Consider the following 14,042-nt stretch of genomic DNA (forward strand, 5'->3'; position numbering starts at 1 on the left):
CTCTCCCGTTCCTTAACTTTGGGCACGCACGCGAGCGCTGCCGAGTTCGGTCAGATGGTATTTCTGACCGTGTTTGATTACCAAGCCGGCCTGCGCCAAGTCATTGAGTGTGCGTGACCACGTGGGCGCGGAGTTTCCAAATGCTCGCGCCAGGTCGGTGGCGCCGCACTCTTGGTTTTGAGCCAGATATCCCAGCGCCGCGTTGCCGCGCTCGCTCACAAATACGTCCGGTTGCGGCTGTGCGTATTGATTCGCCGCATTAGGATACATCATTTGAGCTGCTGGTTGTTGAGAACTCTGCATGGTTGGCATCGGCTGTTGAAAACTTTGCGGCCACTGTTGGTATGGCTGCGGCGGCATCTGCTGGGCCCAGGGATTGTACGGCTGCGGCATCTGCTGATACGGCTGCTGATAGCCCTGGGGATACTGCTGCATATATTGCTGGGAGTATCCCTGCTGCGGCATATATTGTCCCGGATATGCCTGCGGGTACGGTTGGAAGCCCATCTGCCGAGCTCCTTGCATGCCCGTCACCTGCTGCATCGCGGCTGCATCCGAATCGGCCGGGACCATGGACTCTGCCGAGCCTTGAGTTGTCGTCTGTCCCGCGGGCTGGGGGTCCTGCATGGGCGGCATGCCGGGTTGATGCATCTGCTGCGAAACCATGGGCCGTTGCAGTGGGGACGCGGCCATGGTTTGCTGCGGAGTCATCATTGCTTGCTGTGGAAATGCTCCCGGCAGTGGGTATTCCGACCCCTGGGCCTCGGGGCGCACGGCTGCCCCGCGCCCTCCCGCGCGCTCAATTTCCTGCACGCGCTTGGGGTCGAGGCTCACCGTGACGACGGTGCCGTTGCCCATGTTATCTTCGATGGAGACTGCCCCGCCGGCGTTTTCCAGGTATTCCTGCACCATGGGAAAACCTGCCCCGGTGCCGCGTATATACCGCTTCATCTTGCTGTTTGCGCTGGTGACGCCAAAGTCAAAGGCGCGCTCTTTGTCGTCGATGCCCGGACCTTGGTCGGCAAAGCGGATAGTTTCCCCGCCGTCCAGGATCGAGATAATGGGCTCGGCAAAGTGGGCGTGGATAAAGTTTTCGACAATCTCGCGGATAACCATGAGTGAGATGTGTCCGCCTTGCTCTTTCATGCACTGGTAGACGGTGTTAGTCGTCTCTTCCAGATACGTGCGGATGTCTTGCGGCTCGATGACGATCACGCGCGGGGTCGAAAGCATGTCGTCATAGACGGCGATGCGCGCCGCATACATGGTTTTCGGTGTCTGTTTCGATGTCTGCTCGCCCTCTTCGCGCTCTTCGCGTACGCCGTTGATGTGCTCGTTGTCGGGTGCCGGGTCACCGGAATCGACCATGGTGTAAAAGTCGTCAGACATGCCGCTCGCAATCTTTCAAAAGGTTTCGGATAAATAGTAGCTCACCGCGCAATGTTTCTCATCTTTCGACAAGTTTTCAAAACATGTTGAAAACTTTGGAAAATGGGCGAAAAGTTCTCAACATTGCCAACATGACCTGTCGAAAACTCGGTGAAATATCGTGAAAAGTTGGAGTCATACTCAAAAACTCATCCGGCTTATGGCGGAACCGTGTGAACTGCGCAACCTTTTACCTTTGATTTCTTGACATTTGAACATTGATTTCCCTACAATCTTCAAGCTCACGTGTCTATATCTGCGTCCGCGCCCTCGCGGACACTCGAAATGCAGCAGGAGGAACTTAAGATGAAGCGTACGTATCAGCCTAATAAGCGTAAGCGTGCCAAGACCCATGGCTTCCGTGCCCGTATGGCCACCAAGGGTGGTCGTGCCGTGCTCGCCCGTCGCCGCGCCAAGGGCCGCAAGCGTCTCACTGTCTAGCAGCGATACACACATCTCGCATGAAGACTATTAAGTCTCGGCAAGATTTCGAGCATGTGTTCAGTCAGGGGCGTCGTTTCAATCATCCTCTGATTCGAATGACCATATGTGAATCGGTTGGCGAAGGCGACTCTGGAAGGGTCGCCTTCGTTGGTGCTAAACGACTCGGTTGCGCAGTTGTGCGCAATCGTTCTAAGCGTGTGATGCGCGAGGCCGCCCGCAGCTGCGGATTTCCCGTTGCGGGTTATGACATCATCTTGTTCGCGACCCCCAAGACGAGGATCTCGTCGCCGGAGGAGATGAACGAGGCATTGCGTTCGCTTGTGATACGCGCCGGCGTTGCCGGGGAGGAGCGATGAGCAATCACGTTTTGCGACGTGTTGCCATCGCTCCTATTCGCATATATCAACAGGTTATTTCGCCCTTATTGCCTGACGCCTGCATTTATTATCCAACGTGTTCTCATTACGCCGTCCAGGCTATCGAGAAATACGGTGTTTGTAGAGGCTGCTGGCTTGCCGTGAGGCGCATCGCTCGCTGCAATCCCCTGCACGTCGGCGGTTATGACCCTGTGCCCTAGCGGGCACTCGCTATCGGAGGAAAAATTACATGTGGGATTGGATCGTTAACATCCTTTTCGAGCTGCTCAAGCTCATCCAGACCTTTGCGGTCGACTGGGGCCTGTCCATCATTATCCTGGTGGTCATCGTCCGTCTGCTGCTGACGCCGCTCATGCTCAAGTCGACCAAGTCGACGGCCCGTATGCAGGTGCTGCAGCCCAAGATGCTCGAGATCCAGGAGCGCTACGCCGACGATCCCCAGCGTCAGGCCGAGGAGATGCAGAAGTTCTACAGCGAGAACAAGTTCAATCCGCTGTCCGGCTGCCTGCCGCTTCTGATTCAGATGCCTATCCTCATCGCCCTGTTTACGCTTCTGCAAAACCTGCCTCATTACTTTAACGAGGGCACCTTCTCGTTCTTCAACATTCTGCCCGATCTGACTACCACGCCGAGCGCCTCTTTTGCCGATGGCTTTATGGTCGCACTGCCTGCGCTGGTTTGCCTGATTCTGTTTGCTGTCCTGACCCTGATTCCGCAGCTGTACATGTCGCGCAATCAGACTGGTCAGCAGGCCCAGAGCATGCGCATGATGGCCGTCGTCATGACCGTCATGATGCTCTGGATGGGTTGGAGCCTGCCCGTCGGTGTTCTTTTGTACTACGACGTGTCTTCTGCCTGGCAGGTTATCCAGCAGATCTTTGTGACGCAGAAGGTTATCGAGAAGGCTAAGGCCGAAGAGGAGGAGCGTCTTAAGAATGCCCCGCTGCAGGTTGAGGTCACGCGTCGCGAGAAGAAGCCGCGCCCGCACAAGAAGAAGTAGCGGTATAGTAATCTTATTTAGGTACCTAACTTTTGGAGTACGTTATGTCTGAAGAGATCGTCGAGGATATGCTTGAGGAGGTTGCCCCGCAGGCCGCGGGCGATTATCTCGAGATTGCACAGCGCTACAAGGCTGGTGAAGAGCTTACGGATGAAGAGCTCGACACCATTGCCGATGTTGCGATTTCTATTCTTCGTTCCATCCTTTTGCATTTCGACGCCGCCAACTCTCCTATCGATGAGTATGAGGGCGACGAGGGCGAACTGATTCTTGATGTAACGGCTCCCGACCTTGCCGTCCTAATTGGTCGTCATGGTCGCACCCTTGATGCCCTTCAGGTTATGTTCTCGCTGTTGGTGAGCCGCAAGCTTGGCTTTAGGTATCCGGTTGTCGTCGACGTCGAGGGATATAAGAGCCGCCGCCAGGACAAGGTTGCCTCTATGGCTCAGTCTGCTGCCGAGCGGGCAGTTCGCACTCACAAAAGTGTTTCGCTTCCTCCCATGAATGCCTATGAGCGCCGTCTGGTTCATATTGCTCTTCGCGGCAACGATGCCGTCGACACGCATTCCGAGGGTTCTGACCCCGATCGTCATGTTGTGATTGTTGCTCGATAACCTAAACGAGCTTATCTTAAGGGGGCGTGGTTTCCACGTCCCCTTTTTTTGTCAAAAGTTCTTGATACACTGATTTTTGTCAGATAGGAGTTTGTCTTGTTTGTACTAACCGATGAGCAGGCAAGCCAGATGCTTAGTCGTCTAATTTCGTATTGCGAAGACTATTCTTTGAAGGTCTCCCATGATGCCCTACGCTCCTGTATTGAGCATCTTGATCTTGTTTTGGAGGCTAATAAGACCACCAATCTTACGCGCATCCTAAATATCGAAGATGCGGCTGTTCTTCATATTCTTGATTCGCTTGTGTTGCTTCCCTATATAGACATAGCTCCAGAAGGTGCTTTGTTAGACATGGGTACTGGTGCTGGGTTTCCTGGTATCCCTTTGACAATTGCTTGCGGACGTAAGGCTACCTATATCGATTCGGTTGGCAAGAAGGTTGATGCTGTCAACTCATTTGTTGAGGCTCTCGGTCTCAAGCGTGCTCACGCGGTTCATGATCGTCTTGAAGAATATGCCCGAAGCCATAAGAAACAGTTTGCTGTTGTCACTGCTCGTGCACTCGCACCGTTACCAGTTCTCGTCGAGTATGCTTCACCATTTCTAATAGATAGTGGTCTCTTTGTTATTACTAAGGGAAACCCGTCAGACGTCGAACTTCAGTCTGGTCTAACTGCCGCTAGCATATGCGGGTTCACCACACTTATGACAGATGATTTAGATTTGCCAAATGGCTTGGGTCATCGCGAGTTTATCATTCTAAAAAAATCTCGTCCGGCAGCTATTTCGCTTCCACGTGCTAATGGCATGGCGAAGAAGAATCCGCTTGCCTAGATGTTTCACGTGAAACATAATGGATAGTAATTACTTGTTATGTTTCACGTGAAACATAACAGATGATGAATCGGAATGTTTCACGTGAAACATCCTCCGTTTAACAGCTTAAAATACACCAGGAGGGACCGTGGGATTTCGCGACGTTAAGCGTTCAAAGAGCGCAAAAGACACGCGTATCATTGCAATCATCAATCAAAAGGGTGGTGTGGGTAAGTCCACCACAGCAGTAAACCTTGCAGCAGCACTGGGTGAACAGGGTCGAAAGACGCTGATTGTCGATTTTGATCCACAGGGTAATAGCACGAGCGGCTTTGGAATCGAAAAAGAAGAACTCGATAACTGCATCTATGATGCATTGCTGAATGATGTTCCGGCAGAATCGCTTGTTCTGGATACAAATTGCAGTAAGGTATTTGTAATTCCGGCTACTATCCAGCTTGCAGGTGCCGAAATTGAGCTTGTAAGCGCAATTGCACGAGAAACACGCTTGAAGGATCTGCTTGAGCCTGTTAAGGATGAGTTTGACTTTATATTTATAGACTGTCCGCCTTCACTTGGCTTGTTGACCATTAATGCGTTGACGGCGGCGGACAGTGTTCTGATTCCGATTCAGTGTGAGTATTACGCACTCGAAGGTGTCACCAAGCTGCTTGAGTCGATGAAGATGGTCAAAACACGCCTAAATAAGAGCCTTGATACCTATGGCGTACTTATGACGATGTATGATTCGCGAACATCGCTCTCAAATCAGGTTGTAGAAGAAGTGCAGTCGTACTTTGGCGATAAGGCATTTAAGACCTTGATTCCGCGTACGGTTAAAATATCAGAAGCACCGTCGTTCGGTGAGCCGGTAATTACATATGCGCCGCAAAATAAGGGTGCAAAGGCGTATATGAACCTTGCCAAAGAGGTGATCAAGCGTGCCTAGTCCTAGGAAGCGTGGCGGTTTGGGTCGCGGACTCAATGCATTGGTCTCCGAAGCAGAATATGAGACCGGTGGATCTGCGACGTCCGCATCCAATACTGCTTCGGAAACTAAACTTCCAATCGAAGATATCGTTCCGAATCCCAACCAACCCAGAATTCATTTTAATGAGACCGAGCTTCGAGAGTTGAGTGAGTCGATTCAGGAGCATGGTGTTCTTCAGCCACTTCTTGTACGCAAGCACGGTAATGGCTATGAGATTATCGCGGGTGAGCGCCGTTATCAGGCTTCTAAGCTCGCTGGACTTGAGGAAGTTCCTGTCATCATAAAAGATGTTGATGATGAACAGATGCTTGCGCTTGCATTGATTGAAAATCTGCAACGCTCTGATCTCAATCCCGTCGAAGAGGCTAAGGGATATCGACAGCTCATCGATGCGAGTGGTATGACTCAAGAGGCCTTGTCGAAGGCTGTTAGCAAGTCTCGCTCTGCAATCACCAATTCGCTGCGCCTACTTGATCTTCCAGAGGTTGTTCAGCAGATGATCTTTGAAGGTAAGCTGACTGCTGGCCATGCTCGTGCAATTCTTGCAGTTCCATACGAAGATGCACGCATTAAGTTAGCTGAGAAGGTTGTTGCGGAAGGATTGTCCGTCCGCGCGACAGAAAATCTTGCTCCGTTGTTTTCTGCCGGAGAGACACCAAAAACGCCTCGAACCGCAACGCCTCAGTCTTTTAAGAAGGCGGCACGCGTTCTGCGTCAGGTGTTTAACACGAACGTTCGCGTAAAGAGCTCGCGCGGCAAGAACAAGATCGAGATTGAATTTAAGGATGAAGAGGAACTCTCTCGCATTCTTGGCGAAATCATTCAGTTTGATCAAGGAGGTCAGGATGAGGAATAAAGTTCTGACTGCTGTCGCTTTGGCTGCTACTGTTGCAGTTGGCGCTTTTGCCGGTTATAAGATTGCGACAGATGATGAATTGCGTGGTCGTTTACTTCGCGGAGCGCAGGATATCGTTGATACCTCAAAAAAGAAAATGGATGTTATGACCGAGGACGTTGCCATGCGTACGGCTCAGATGACTAAGAATCCCAAGATCAACCAAGATTGGGTTAATCATCAATGGGAAAATGTAGGCTTTTAGGTACCTAACAATGACTCATCTATTCTGAAGGGTTCCTTGTCTGATCACCAGTACAGGGATCCCTAATATCGTCCTAAATAATGCTGGACAATCGTATGATGCAGATAATCGATGAATATGAAATAGCCCCGGTTGCAATTAAGCAACCGGGGCTTTCTGATGTTTCACATGAAACGTTTGGGCTGGTCGCCCCTACGCGTTCTTCTGAACTTTGAAACGCTGCTTGAGTTGGCCACAAGCCGCATCGATATCATTGCCACGAGAGTTGCGGATCGTGGTCTCGATACCACGGGACTCAAGACGGCGTTGAAGGTCTTCTACCTTATGGATCGGTGACGGCTTGAGCGGGCTGCCCTCAATATCGTTGAGCTGAATCAGGTTGACGTGGCACAGCGTGCCCTCGCAGAAGTCGCAGAGCGCCTGCATTTCGGGGTTGGTGTCGTTGACGCCCTCGATCATGGCATATTCGTACGTCGGACGGCGGCCGGTCTTCTCGGTGTAGAGCTGCAGTGCCTCGTGAAGGCGCAGGAGTGTGTATTTCTTGACACCGGGCATGAGCTTATTGCGTGTGGACTGGATAGCGGAGTGCAGCGAGACAGCTAGGGTGAACTGCTCGGGAATGTCGGCAAACTTACGGATGCCAGGAATAACACCGCTGGTAGACACGGTGAGATGGCGCGCCCCAATGCCGATACCGTCGGGGTCATTAAGGATGCGCAGCGCCTTAAGAACCTCATCGTAGTTGGCAAAAGGCTCGCCCTGGCCCATGAACACTACGCTTGTCGCGCGCTCGCCAAAATCATTGGAAACGTGAAGTACCTGGTCGACGATTTCCTGGGCGGTCAGCGAGCGCCTGAGGCCGTTGAGACCGGTAGCGCAAAAAGCACAGCCCATTCCGCAGCCGGCTTGGGTGGATACGCAGACAGAAAGCTTGTTACGACGGGGCATGCCGACGGTCTCGACAGAAATGCCATCGTGGTACTCGAGTAGGTATTTACGAGAGCCGTCTTTGGACACCTGCTTGGTGAGCTCGGTCGGCGTGTCGAAGGCAAATGCCTCCTTTAACTGCTCGCGGAAAGCCTTGGGAAGGTTGGTCATATCGTCAAACGAACAAACGTTCTTCTCAAAAACCCATTCAATGAGCTGCTTCGCGCGGAAAGCGGGCTGGCCGAGTTCGGACACGAGCTCGCGAATATCGTTTTGGCTCAAGTCGCGAATGTCCTGAAATTTAGTCCTGGGATTCATGGAAGCCTTTCGATTTTGGGGAAACGTAGGGGGTATCGCTACAATATGGTATCAGCTGCAGAAATCATAGAGGAGGAGTCTGCCCATGCCGGGTAAAAGCCTAGAGAACATGCACGTAGCGGTCTTGGCGGGCGGCCATTCCGCCGAGCGCGAGATCTCGCTCAATTCGGGAAAGAACGTCGTGGTGGCCCTAAAGGAGGCTGGCTACACTTCGGTGGAGCTGCTCGATACGGCTGCCGATGATTTTATGGTGACTATGGCAACTGGCGATTTTGACGTGGCGTTTATCGCCATGCACGGCGCCGGCGGCGAGGATGGCGCCATGCAGGGAGCCATGGAGACGCTGGGTATCCCCTATACGGCGTCGGGTGTGCTCGCCAGCGCGTGTGGCGCCGATAAAGAGGTTTCAAAGCTTCTGTATGCCAAGGCAGGCATCCCCATTGCCCCCGGTTTAGCGCTTGAGGCGGGCGACGAGGTCGATATCGATCGCATCGTTGAGATTTGCGGCGAGCGTTGCTTTGTAAAGCCCGCCGTCAACGGCTCCAGCTACGGCATCTCCCTGGTACACGAGCCCTCTGAGCTGCCTGCCGCCATCGCCAAGGCCTTTGAGTACGGCGATAAGGTGCTGGTCGAAAAGTGCATCGAGGGAACCGAGATTACCGTAGGCGTCTACGGCGAGGATGACGTGCGCGCCCTGCCGATCGTCGAGATTCGCAAGCCTGAGGACTGTGAGTTCTACGACCTGGATGTGAAGTACGTCGATCCCACGGATATCCACCGTATTCCGGCGCAGATTTCGCCCGAAAACTATGCTCGTGCCCAGGAACTAGCCTGTGCGGCCCACAAAGCCCTCGGCTGTCTGGGCATTTCGCGCAGCGATTTTATCGTGAGCGAGGACGGCCCCGTCATCCTCGAGACCAATACGATTCCCGGTATGACCGATACGTCGCTGTATCCGGACGAGATTCGTCATACCAAAGACATGACCTTCCCGCAGGTCTGTGACAATCTGATTCGCATGGGTCTCCGTCGAGCGGGCATTGCATGCTAATCGAGGACGCTGTATCTCCTGGAACGCCGCAGTTTGTCATTGATTCCTATGCAACGCTCGCCGAGCGTGCCCGCACACAATCGTTTGGCCTTATCGAGGAGGATGTTATCGTCCTCGATACCGAGACCACGGGTCTTTCGGTCCAGGACAACGAGCTTATCGAGATTTCCGCGGCCCGTCTTTCGGGCCGCGAGGTCGTTGACCGCTTTGACACGTTTGTGCATCCCAAGCAGCTGATCCCTGCCGAAATCACTGAGCTCACAAGCATCACAAACGCCGATGTGGCCGATGCCCCCTCAGCTGTAGAGGCCGTGGCTGCGCTCGCCGATTTTGTGGGCGGGTGCCCGGTTATCGCGCACAATGCCACGTTTGACCGATCGTTCATCGAATCGGTCAAGGGCGGTGTCAACGTCAGCGACATCTGGATCGATTCGCTGGCGCTGTCCCGTATCGCGCTGCCGCGCCTGGCATCGCACAAGTTGTCCTTTATGGCCGATCTGTTTGGCTGCGACTCCGTGTCGCACCGCGCAAACGCCGATGTCGATGCCCTGTGTGGGGTGTGGCGCGTGCTGCTGGTTGCCCTTACGGATTTGCCGCAGGGCCTTATGGCGCGTCTGGCGGATATGCACGCGGATGTTCCTTGGTCCTATCGTCCCATTTTCTCGTTTTTGGCAGGTCAAAACCCCGGCTCGATTTTCTCGCTTGCCGCCGCCCGCGCCGACGTGCTCAAGGCCGATCGCGCCGATGATCGCGTGGATGCCGACGAGCTGCCGGTTCTTAGCATGCCGAGCCGCGAAGAGATCGAGGCGGATTATGCCCCTGGTGGTCTAGTCAATCGCATGTATCCCACTTATGAGCCGCGCGACGAGCAGATTGCCATGGCGCTCGAGGTACGCGACGCGTTGGTTACGGATACGCATCGCGTGATAGAGGCCGGTACGGGCGTCGGTAAATCGATGGCGTATCTCGTACCCTTTGCCGAGGCCGCCCGCCGAAACAACATTACCGTTGGCATTGCGACCAAATCGAATAATCTTGCCGATCAGCTTATGTACCACGAGCTGCCAAAACTCGCCGAACAGCTGGACGGAGGCTTGTCATTCTGTGCGCTCAAGGGATATGACCACTATCCGTGCCTGCGTAAACTCGAGCGCATGAGCCGAAATCAGGCCGAGATTACCACCAAGCGCGATCCTGCCGACACGCTCACAGCGGTTGCGGTGATCATGGCGTATGTGTGCCAATCTGCCGATGGTGACCTCGATTCGCTCGGCATTCGCTGGCGCAGCGTCAACCGTCCCGACTTTACGACGGCCTCACGCGAATGCGCTCGCCGCCTGTGCCCGTTCTTCCCCGATAAATGCCTCGTCCACGGTGCCCGTCGTCGCGCGGCGCATGCCGATGTCGTGGTCACAAATCATTCCCTGCTGTTTCGCAACGTTGCGGCCGAAGGGAGAATTTTGCCTCCCATCCGCCACTGGGTAATCGACGAGGCCCATTCCATCGAGCGCGAGGCGCGCCGCCAGTGGGCGCGCGTGGTCTCGGCAGACGAATCTCGCGTGCTATTTGAGCGCCTTGGCGGGTCGAGCTCCGGTGCATTGAGCCAGGTATCTCGTGATTTGGCGACATCCGAAGGCTCCACGCTTTATCTGGGGCTCACCGCGAAGGCGACGTCTACGGTCGCACGCGCGAGCATGGCACTCGCCGAGGTGTTTGACGGCGTGCGTGAGCTCGGCCGTCGCGCCCGCGGTGGCTATGACAGCGCAAATCTGTGGATTGGCCCCGAGTTGCGCGAGTCGGATGACTGGCATGACTTCTTGCAGTCTGCCAGCGCTGCTATCGATGCCCTGGAGCAGGCGGATAAAAATGTTGCCGCGCTGGTGCAGGCTGTCGCTGCCGATAAACCCGAGGTCGTCGTCGACCTGGGCGATATTTCGCGCCGTCTGCACGAGCTGGCCGAGAACCTCAAGCTCATCATTGACGGCACCGACGAACATTATGTGTACTCGCTGCAGGTCAACCGCCGCCTACGTGCGGGCGGAGAATCCATGACCGCCGAGCGCATCGACATCGGCGAGGCCCTGGCGAACGAGTGGCTGCCCGAGGTGCATACGGCCATCTTTGCCTCGGCAACCATGACGGTGTCCAAGAGCTTTGAGCACTTTAACCATGCCGTAGGCCTCGATCGCATTGGCGCTTCGGCATCCTCGTCACTGCACCTGGATTCGAGCTATGACTTCGATTCGAACATGGCCGTAGTCGTGGCGGGGGACATTCCCGACCCTCGCGACCGCGAGGGCTATCTGTCCGCGCTCGAGCGCGTACTGGTCGATGCCCATCTTGCTATGGGCGGGTCGGTACTCACGCTGTTCACCAATCGCCGCGATATGGAAGACCTGTATGCTCGGGTTGAGCCCAAGCTGGCTCGTGCCGGCCTGGAACTCAATTGCCAGCAGCGCAATTCGTCTCCCCGTCGCTTGCGCGATCGCTTTATCAACGAGTCGACCTCGTCGCTCTTTGCTCTCAAGGCTTTTTGGGAGGGCTTCGATGCCAGCGGCGAGACGCTGAGATGCGTCATTATCCCCAAGCTGCCATTCTCGAGCCCCACCGATCCTCTCTCGTGCGAGCGCAATCTGCGCGAGGACCGCGCCTGGGTACGCTACTCGCTGCCCGAGGCGGTTCTCGAGGTCAAGCAGGCGGCCGGTCGCCTGATTCGTTCATCGACCGATTGCGGCGTGTTGATTTTGGCCGACCCGCGTCTGGTGACGAAGGGTTACGGCAAGAAATTTCTGACATCGCTGCCTACGAGCTCGTATCAGCGCATCGAAACGGCGCAGATCGGCCACTATCTTCAGTTATGGCGCCAAGCGCACGAATGCCATCGCTAAGAACGGAAGGCCATTGCCTCGGCGGCATCACATAGGCGCTTTGAAAGGGAGGGGTCGTCTGCGATGCGGATGGCTCCGCCCGCTGCGATAATCTGGCTAAACAGCCAGTTTTCGGAGCTATAGAAAACGGTCACGCTTGCCGTACCCTCCCCATCGGCTTTAATTGACCTGATACCTGCCCACCTCACGCGTTCTGCCATATCGAGCGGCATCAGGAGCTTAACGCTCTGGCTTGCCTGTGCAAGGGAATCGTGCAGGGACGTGGTTTCGGTCGTGTGACGCACGACGGAGTCCTCCGTCAGCAGAAGCTCCTCGATCTTGTCCATACGGTAGGAGCGCTGCCCGTCTGCCTCGACATCCCAGGCAATCAGGTACGTTTGGTCGCCATTGGTCGTGATCTTTAGGGGGTCGATCAATCGCCTGCGTGGATGCTGGTCGTCCAGGGAGCGGTAGGTGACGAGGCATCGCACGCCATCCTGGATTGCACAGCAGAGTTGCTGCCAATAAGATCCGCGGGCGACGGTATCGACAACGCGTTGGTTGTATCCGAGTTCCGCCGGAAGGAGTGCGCGCCGGATGCGCGCCGCCGCGCACTCTTCGATTCCGAGTGACTCCAATTCATGATTGAGTACGGCGCCCTCGGCGGCACTCAGGCGAAGCGGCAGCACACGGCCCGCATCGCCGATGAGAACCACACGTTCATCGCGGCATTCGCAAATGATGCGCGCGCCCGATTCGCGGTCTGCGAGCGTCGAGATGATGCCGATGATCTCGTCGAGCGAAGCTCCGGAGATATCGAAGCGACTGCAGATTTCGTCTCGCGTCATGCCCGCCTCGCCGGCGGCATAGAGTGCCTCCATAATGTCGATGGAGCGCGAGAGCCTTTGTTCGCTGGTGAGCTTACGCACGGCCATGAGCGCTCACTGTCCTTTCGATGAGGCGGTTCCACGCCTGCTTGAGTTCGTTGGGCGCTACGGGCCTCATACCGTCAACACTGTGTTCCATGCAAAATGACGCCGCCGCATTCAGGTCGCGAACGTCAACGGTCCAGGTCCAGCCTTCTTTGGCGTGCTCGAGCCTTCCTCGCCCACGTGTGAGGCCGTGGACCATGTCGGATTGAGCCTGCGGAGCAAACGAGAAAGTTGCCGTGACGGGCTGGCAATCGGAGAAATCGAATTCAAAGAAGAGGTAATCGTTGAGATTGAAGTCCGCGGGAATGGCGTAGGCCCGCGATGGACGCCACGCACGAACGATGCGATCGCAGCGAAAGGTTCTGATTTTGCCGGTGGCGTCATCTAGGCCGCAAAAGTAGGCTGTTCCTTCGCGCTCGAACATGCCGTAGACGCAAACAGTGCGTTGTCGTTGCTCACCCCGTCCGTTTTGATACAAAAAACGCAGCGCGCATCGGTCGGCAAACGCGCTCCATACCGCATCGACCGTCGGCGAGTGAACAACGGGGGGCTCGGCCGTATTCGTCTCGCCGGTAAGATAGGCAATTTTGGAGCGTATGTCGGCGAGCGGGGTCGCAAAGGCCGAAGAGCCCGTGGTGAGGGTCTGATCGATAGCGTTTAGCAGAATGTCGGCATCGTCTGCGGTGATCAAGCCGCCCGCGGCAAACGTATGCTCACGGTCGATTGTCCAGGCGCTCTCCTCGGTCTCCTGGGCACCCGCGGCGCGAACTTCCTTGATCACAATGCCCCGCTCGAGCAGCTTGTCGCGGTCGCGGCGAAACTTTCGCTTATCCGAGTCGACGTTGCCCGATCCGTAGCCTAGGTCAGAATCCAGCACGATCTGCTCGGTAGTTAAGGGCTCGGGGGAACTGTTGAGGACAAAGAAAAGGTTGAGGATACGCTGGGCGGTTTTGTCGAAACCGGGTTCTGGCGCATTTGTTTTGTTTGTCGCGGTCATATCGCTTACCGTCATAGAATCCTCGCATGGGAAGGTTATTTGATGCCATGATTTTATTCCGATATGGAGATTAGGCTATATCCTTGTCCGCTCAGTGCGTTAAGATGCCCAGATTTCGGCCGATTGCGTTCGCTCGGGGTATACTTTCGACTATATACGGTTCTAATGTGCAAGCATTGG

15 protein-coding genes are annotated in these 14,042 nt (G+C 55.2%); 11 read left to right on the top strand and 4 right to left on the bottom strand.

Annotated elements, in window-relative coordinates; all coding sequences use genetic code 11:
• Positions 1-12 precede the first annotated feature (12 nt).
• Positions 13-1,389 (bottom strand): ATP-binding protein, encoded by a 1,377-nt coding sequence (locus ACTNA2_RS04990; RefSeq protein WP_441048777.1) that lies wholly within the window; start codon positions 1,387-1,389, stop codon positions 13-15.
• Between the two features lie 345 nt (positions 1,390-1,734).
• On the opposite strand from ACTNA2_RS04990, the gene rpmH reads away from it, so the two are divergent.
• From rpmH to ACTNA2_RS05035, 9 genes are all read left to right on the top strand, one after another.
• Positions 1,735-1,869: a 50S ribosomal protein L34 gene (gene rpmH / locus ACTNA2_RS04995; protein WP_019127408.1), complete on the top strand. Its 135-nt coding sequence runs from the start codon at positions 1,735-1,737 to the stop codon at positions 1,867-1,869.
• A gap of 20 nt (positions 1,870-1,889) precedes the next feature.
• The gene (rnpA, locus tag ACTNA2_RS05000) at positions 1,890-2,228 is read left to right on the top strand and encodes a ribonuclease P protein component (RefSeq protein ID WP_154516785.1); all 339 of its coding nucleotides are present in this window, start codon (positions 1,890-1,892) and stop codon (positions 2,226-2,228) included.
• Positions 2,225-2,449 (top strand): membrane protein insertion efficiency factor YidD, encoded by a 225-nt coding sequence (yidD, locus tag ACTNA2_RS05005; RefSeq protein ID WP_154516787.1) that lies wholly within the window; start codon positions 2,225-2,227, stop codon positions 2,447-2,449. The genes rnpA and yidD overlap by 4 nt, the downstream gene beginning before the upstream one ends.
• A 29-nt stretch (positions 2,450-2,478) precedes the next feature.
• The gene (locus tag ACTNA2_RS05010) at positions 2,479-3,249 is read left to right on the top strand and encodes a YidC/Oxa1 family membrane protein insertase (RefSeq protein ID WP_154516790.1); all 771 of its coding nucleotides are present in this window, start codon (positions 2,479-2,481) and stop codon (positions 3,247-3,249) included.
• Positions 3,250-3,293: 44 nt separating this feature from the next.
• Positions 3,294-3,863, top strand: a complete 570-nt coding sequence (locus tag ACTNA2_RS05015; RefSeq protein WP_441048778.1) for a Jag family protein — start codon at positions 3,294-3,296, stop codon at positions 3,861-3,863.
• Positions 3,864-3,959: 96 nt separating this feature from the next.
• Entirely contained in the window at positions 3,960-4,697 is a 738-nt protein-coding gene (rsmG, locus tag ACTNA2_RS05020; RefSeq protein ID WP_441048779.1) for a 16S rRNA (guanine(527)-N(7))-methyltransferase RsmG, read from the top strand.
• Between the two features lie 130 nt (positions 4,698-4,827).
• Positions 4,828-5,628: a ParA family protein gene (locus ACTNA2_RS05025; RefSeq protein WP_427729019.1), complete on the top strand. Its 801-nt coding sequence runs from the start codon at positions 4,828-4,830 to the stop codon at positions 5,626-5,628.
• Between the two features lie 19 nt (positions 5,629-5,647).
• Complete coding sequence (locus tag ACTNA2_RS05030) at positions 5,648-6,526, top strand: ParB/RepB/Spo0J family partition protein (protein ID WP_427795191.1); 879 nt, start codon at positions 5,648-5,650, stop codon at positions 6,524-6,526.
• Entirely contained in the window at positions 6,516-6,770 is a 255-nt protein-coding gene (locus tag ACTNA2_RS05035; RefSeq protein ID WP_154516796.1) for a hypothetical protein, read from the top strand. The genes ACTNA2_RS05030 and ACTNA2_RS05035 overlap by 11 nt, the downstream gene beginning before the upstream one ends.
• Positions 6,771-6,962: 192 nt before the next feature.
• Here the strand turns inward: ACTNA2_RS05035 and rlmN are convergent, their stop codons facing one another.
• On the bottom strand, positions 6,963-8,015 hold the full coding sequence (rlmN, locus tag ACTNA2_RS05040) for a 23S rRNA (adenine(2503)-C(2))-methyltransferase RlmN (RefSeq protein WP_441048780.1): 1,053 nt from the start codon (positions 8,013-8,015) through the stop codon (positions 6,963-6,965).
• An 85-nt stretch (positions 8,016-8,100) separates the two neighbouring features.
• Between rlmN and ACTNA2_RS05045 the strand changes: the two genes are divergently transcribed.
• The gene (locus ACTNA2_RS05045; protein ID WP_441048781.1) at positions 8,101-9,066 is read left to right on the top strand and encodes a D-alanine--D-alanine ligase family protein; all 966 of its coding nucleotides are present in this window, start codon (positions 8,101-8,103) and stop codon (positions 9,064-9,066) included.
• Positions 9,060-11,954, top strand: a complete 2,895-nt coding sequence (locus ACTNA2_RS05050; RefSeq protein ID WP_441048782.1) for a helicase C-terminal domain-containing protein — start codon at positions 9,060-9,062, stop codon at positions 11,952-11,954. The genes ACTNA2_RS05045 and ACTNA2_RS05050 overlap by 7 nt, the downstream gene beginning before the upstream one ends.
• On the opposite strand, the gene ACTNA2_RS05055 is transcribed toward ACTNA2_RS05050, so the two are convergent.
• Both ACTNA2_RS05055 and ACTNA2_RS05060 read right to left on the bottom strand, forming a co-directional pair.
• Entirely contained in the window at positions 11,951-12,868 is a 918-nt protein-coding gene (locus ACTNA2_RS05055; protein ID WP_441048783.1) for a helix-turn-helix transcriptional regulator, read from the bottom strand. The genes ACTNA2_RS05050 and ACTNA2_RS05055 overlap by 4 nt on opposite strands.
• The gene (locus ACTNA2_RS05060; RefSeq protein ID WP_441048784.1) at positions 12,855-13,877 is read right to left on the bottom strand and encodes a helix-turn-helix transcriptional regulator; all 1,023 of its coding nucleotides are present in this window, start codon (positions 13,875-13,877) and stop codon (positions 12,855-12,857) included. The genes ACTNA2_RS05055 and ACTNA2_RS05060 overlap by 14 nt, the downstream gene beginning before the upstream one ends.
• Positions 13,878-14,042: the final 165 nt, after the last annotated feature.

Origin of the sequence: Collinsella sp. HCP28S3_E9 (assembly GCF_052065455.1) — a bacterium.
In the GTDB taxonomy this organism is placed as follows: domain Bacteria; phylum Actinomycetota; class Coriobacteriia; order Coriobacteriales; family Coriobacteriaceae; genus Collinsella.

Bases quoted from the DNA above. Each gene is read 5' to 3' on its own strand.
- ACTNA2_RS05055 (WP_441048783.1), bottom strand. From the start codon at position 12,868: ATGGCCGTGCGTAAGCTCACCAGCGAACAAAGGCTCTCGCGCTCCATC.
- ACTNA2_RS05035 (WP_154516796.1), top strand. From the start codon at position 6,516: ATGAGGAATAAAGTTCTGACTGCTGTCGCTTTGGCTGCTACTGTTGCA.
- ACTNA2_RS05060 (WP_441048784.1), bottom strand. From the start codon at position 13,877: ATGACGGTAAGCGATATGACCGCGACAAACAAAACAAATGCGCCAGAA.
- yidD (WP_154516787.1), top strand. From the start codon at position 2,225: ATGAGCAATCACGTTTTGCGACGTGTTGCCATCGCTCCTATTCGCATA.
- ACTNA2_RS05010 (WP_154516790.1), top strand. From the start codon at position 2,479: ATGTGGGATTGGATCGTTAACATCCTTTTCGAGCTGCTCAAGCTCATC.
- rpmH (WP_019127408.1), top strand. From the start codon at position 1,735: ATGAAGCGTACGTATCAGCCTAATAAGCGTAAGCGTGCCAAGACCCAT.
- ACTNA2_RS05050 (WP_441048782.1), top strand. From the start codon at position 9,060: ATGCTAATCGAGGACGCTGTATCTCCTGGAACGCCGCAGTTTGTCATT.
- rlmN (WP_441048780.1), bottom strand. From the start codon at position 8,015: ATGAATCCCAGGACTAAATTTCAGGACATTCGCGACTTGAGCCAAAAC.
- ACTNA2_RS05015 (WP_441048778.1), top strand. From the start codon at position 3,294: ATGTCTGAAGAGATCGTCGAGGATATGCTTGAGGAGGTTGCCCCGCAG.
- ACTNA2_RS04990 (WP_441048777.1), bottom strand. From the start codon at position 1,389: ATGTCTGACGACTTTTACACCATGGTCGATTCCGGTGACCCGGCACCC.
- rnpA (WP_154516785.1), top strand. From the start codon at position 1,890: ATGAAGACTATTAAGTCTCGGCAAGATTTCGAGCATGTGTTCAGTCAG.
- ACTNA2_RS05045 (WP_441048781.1), top strand. From the start codon at position 8,101: ATGCCGGGTAAAAGCCTAGAGAACATGCACGTAGCGGTCTTGGCGGGC.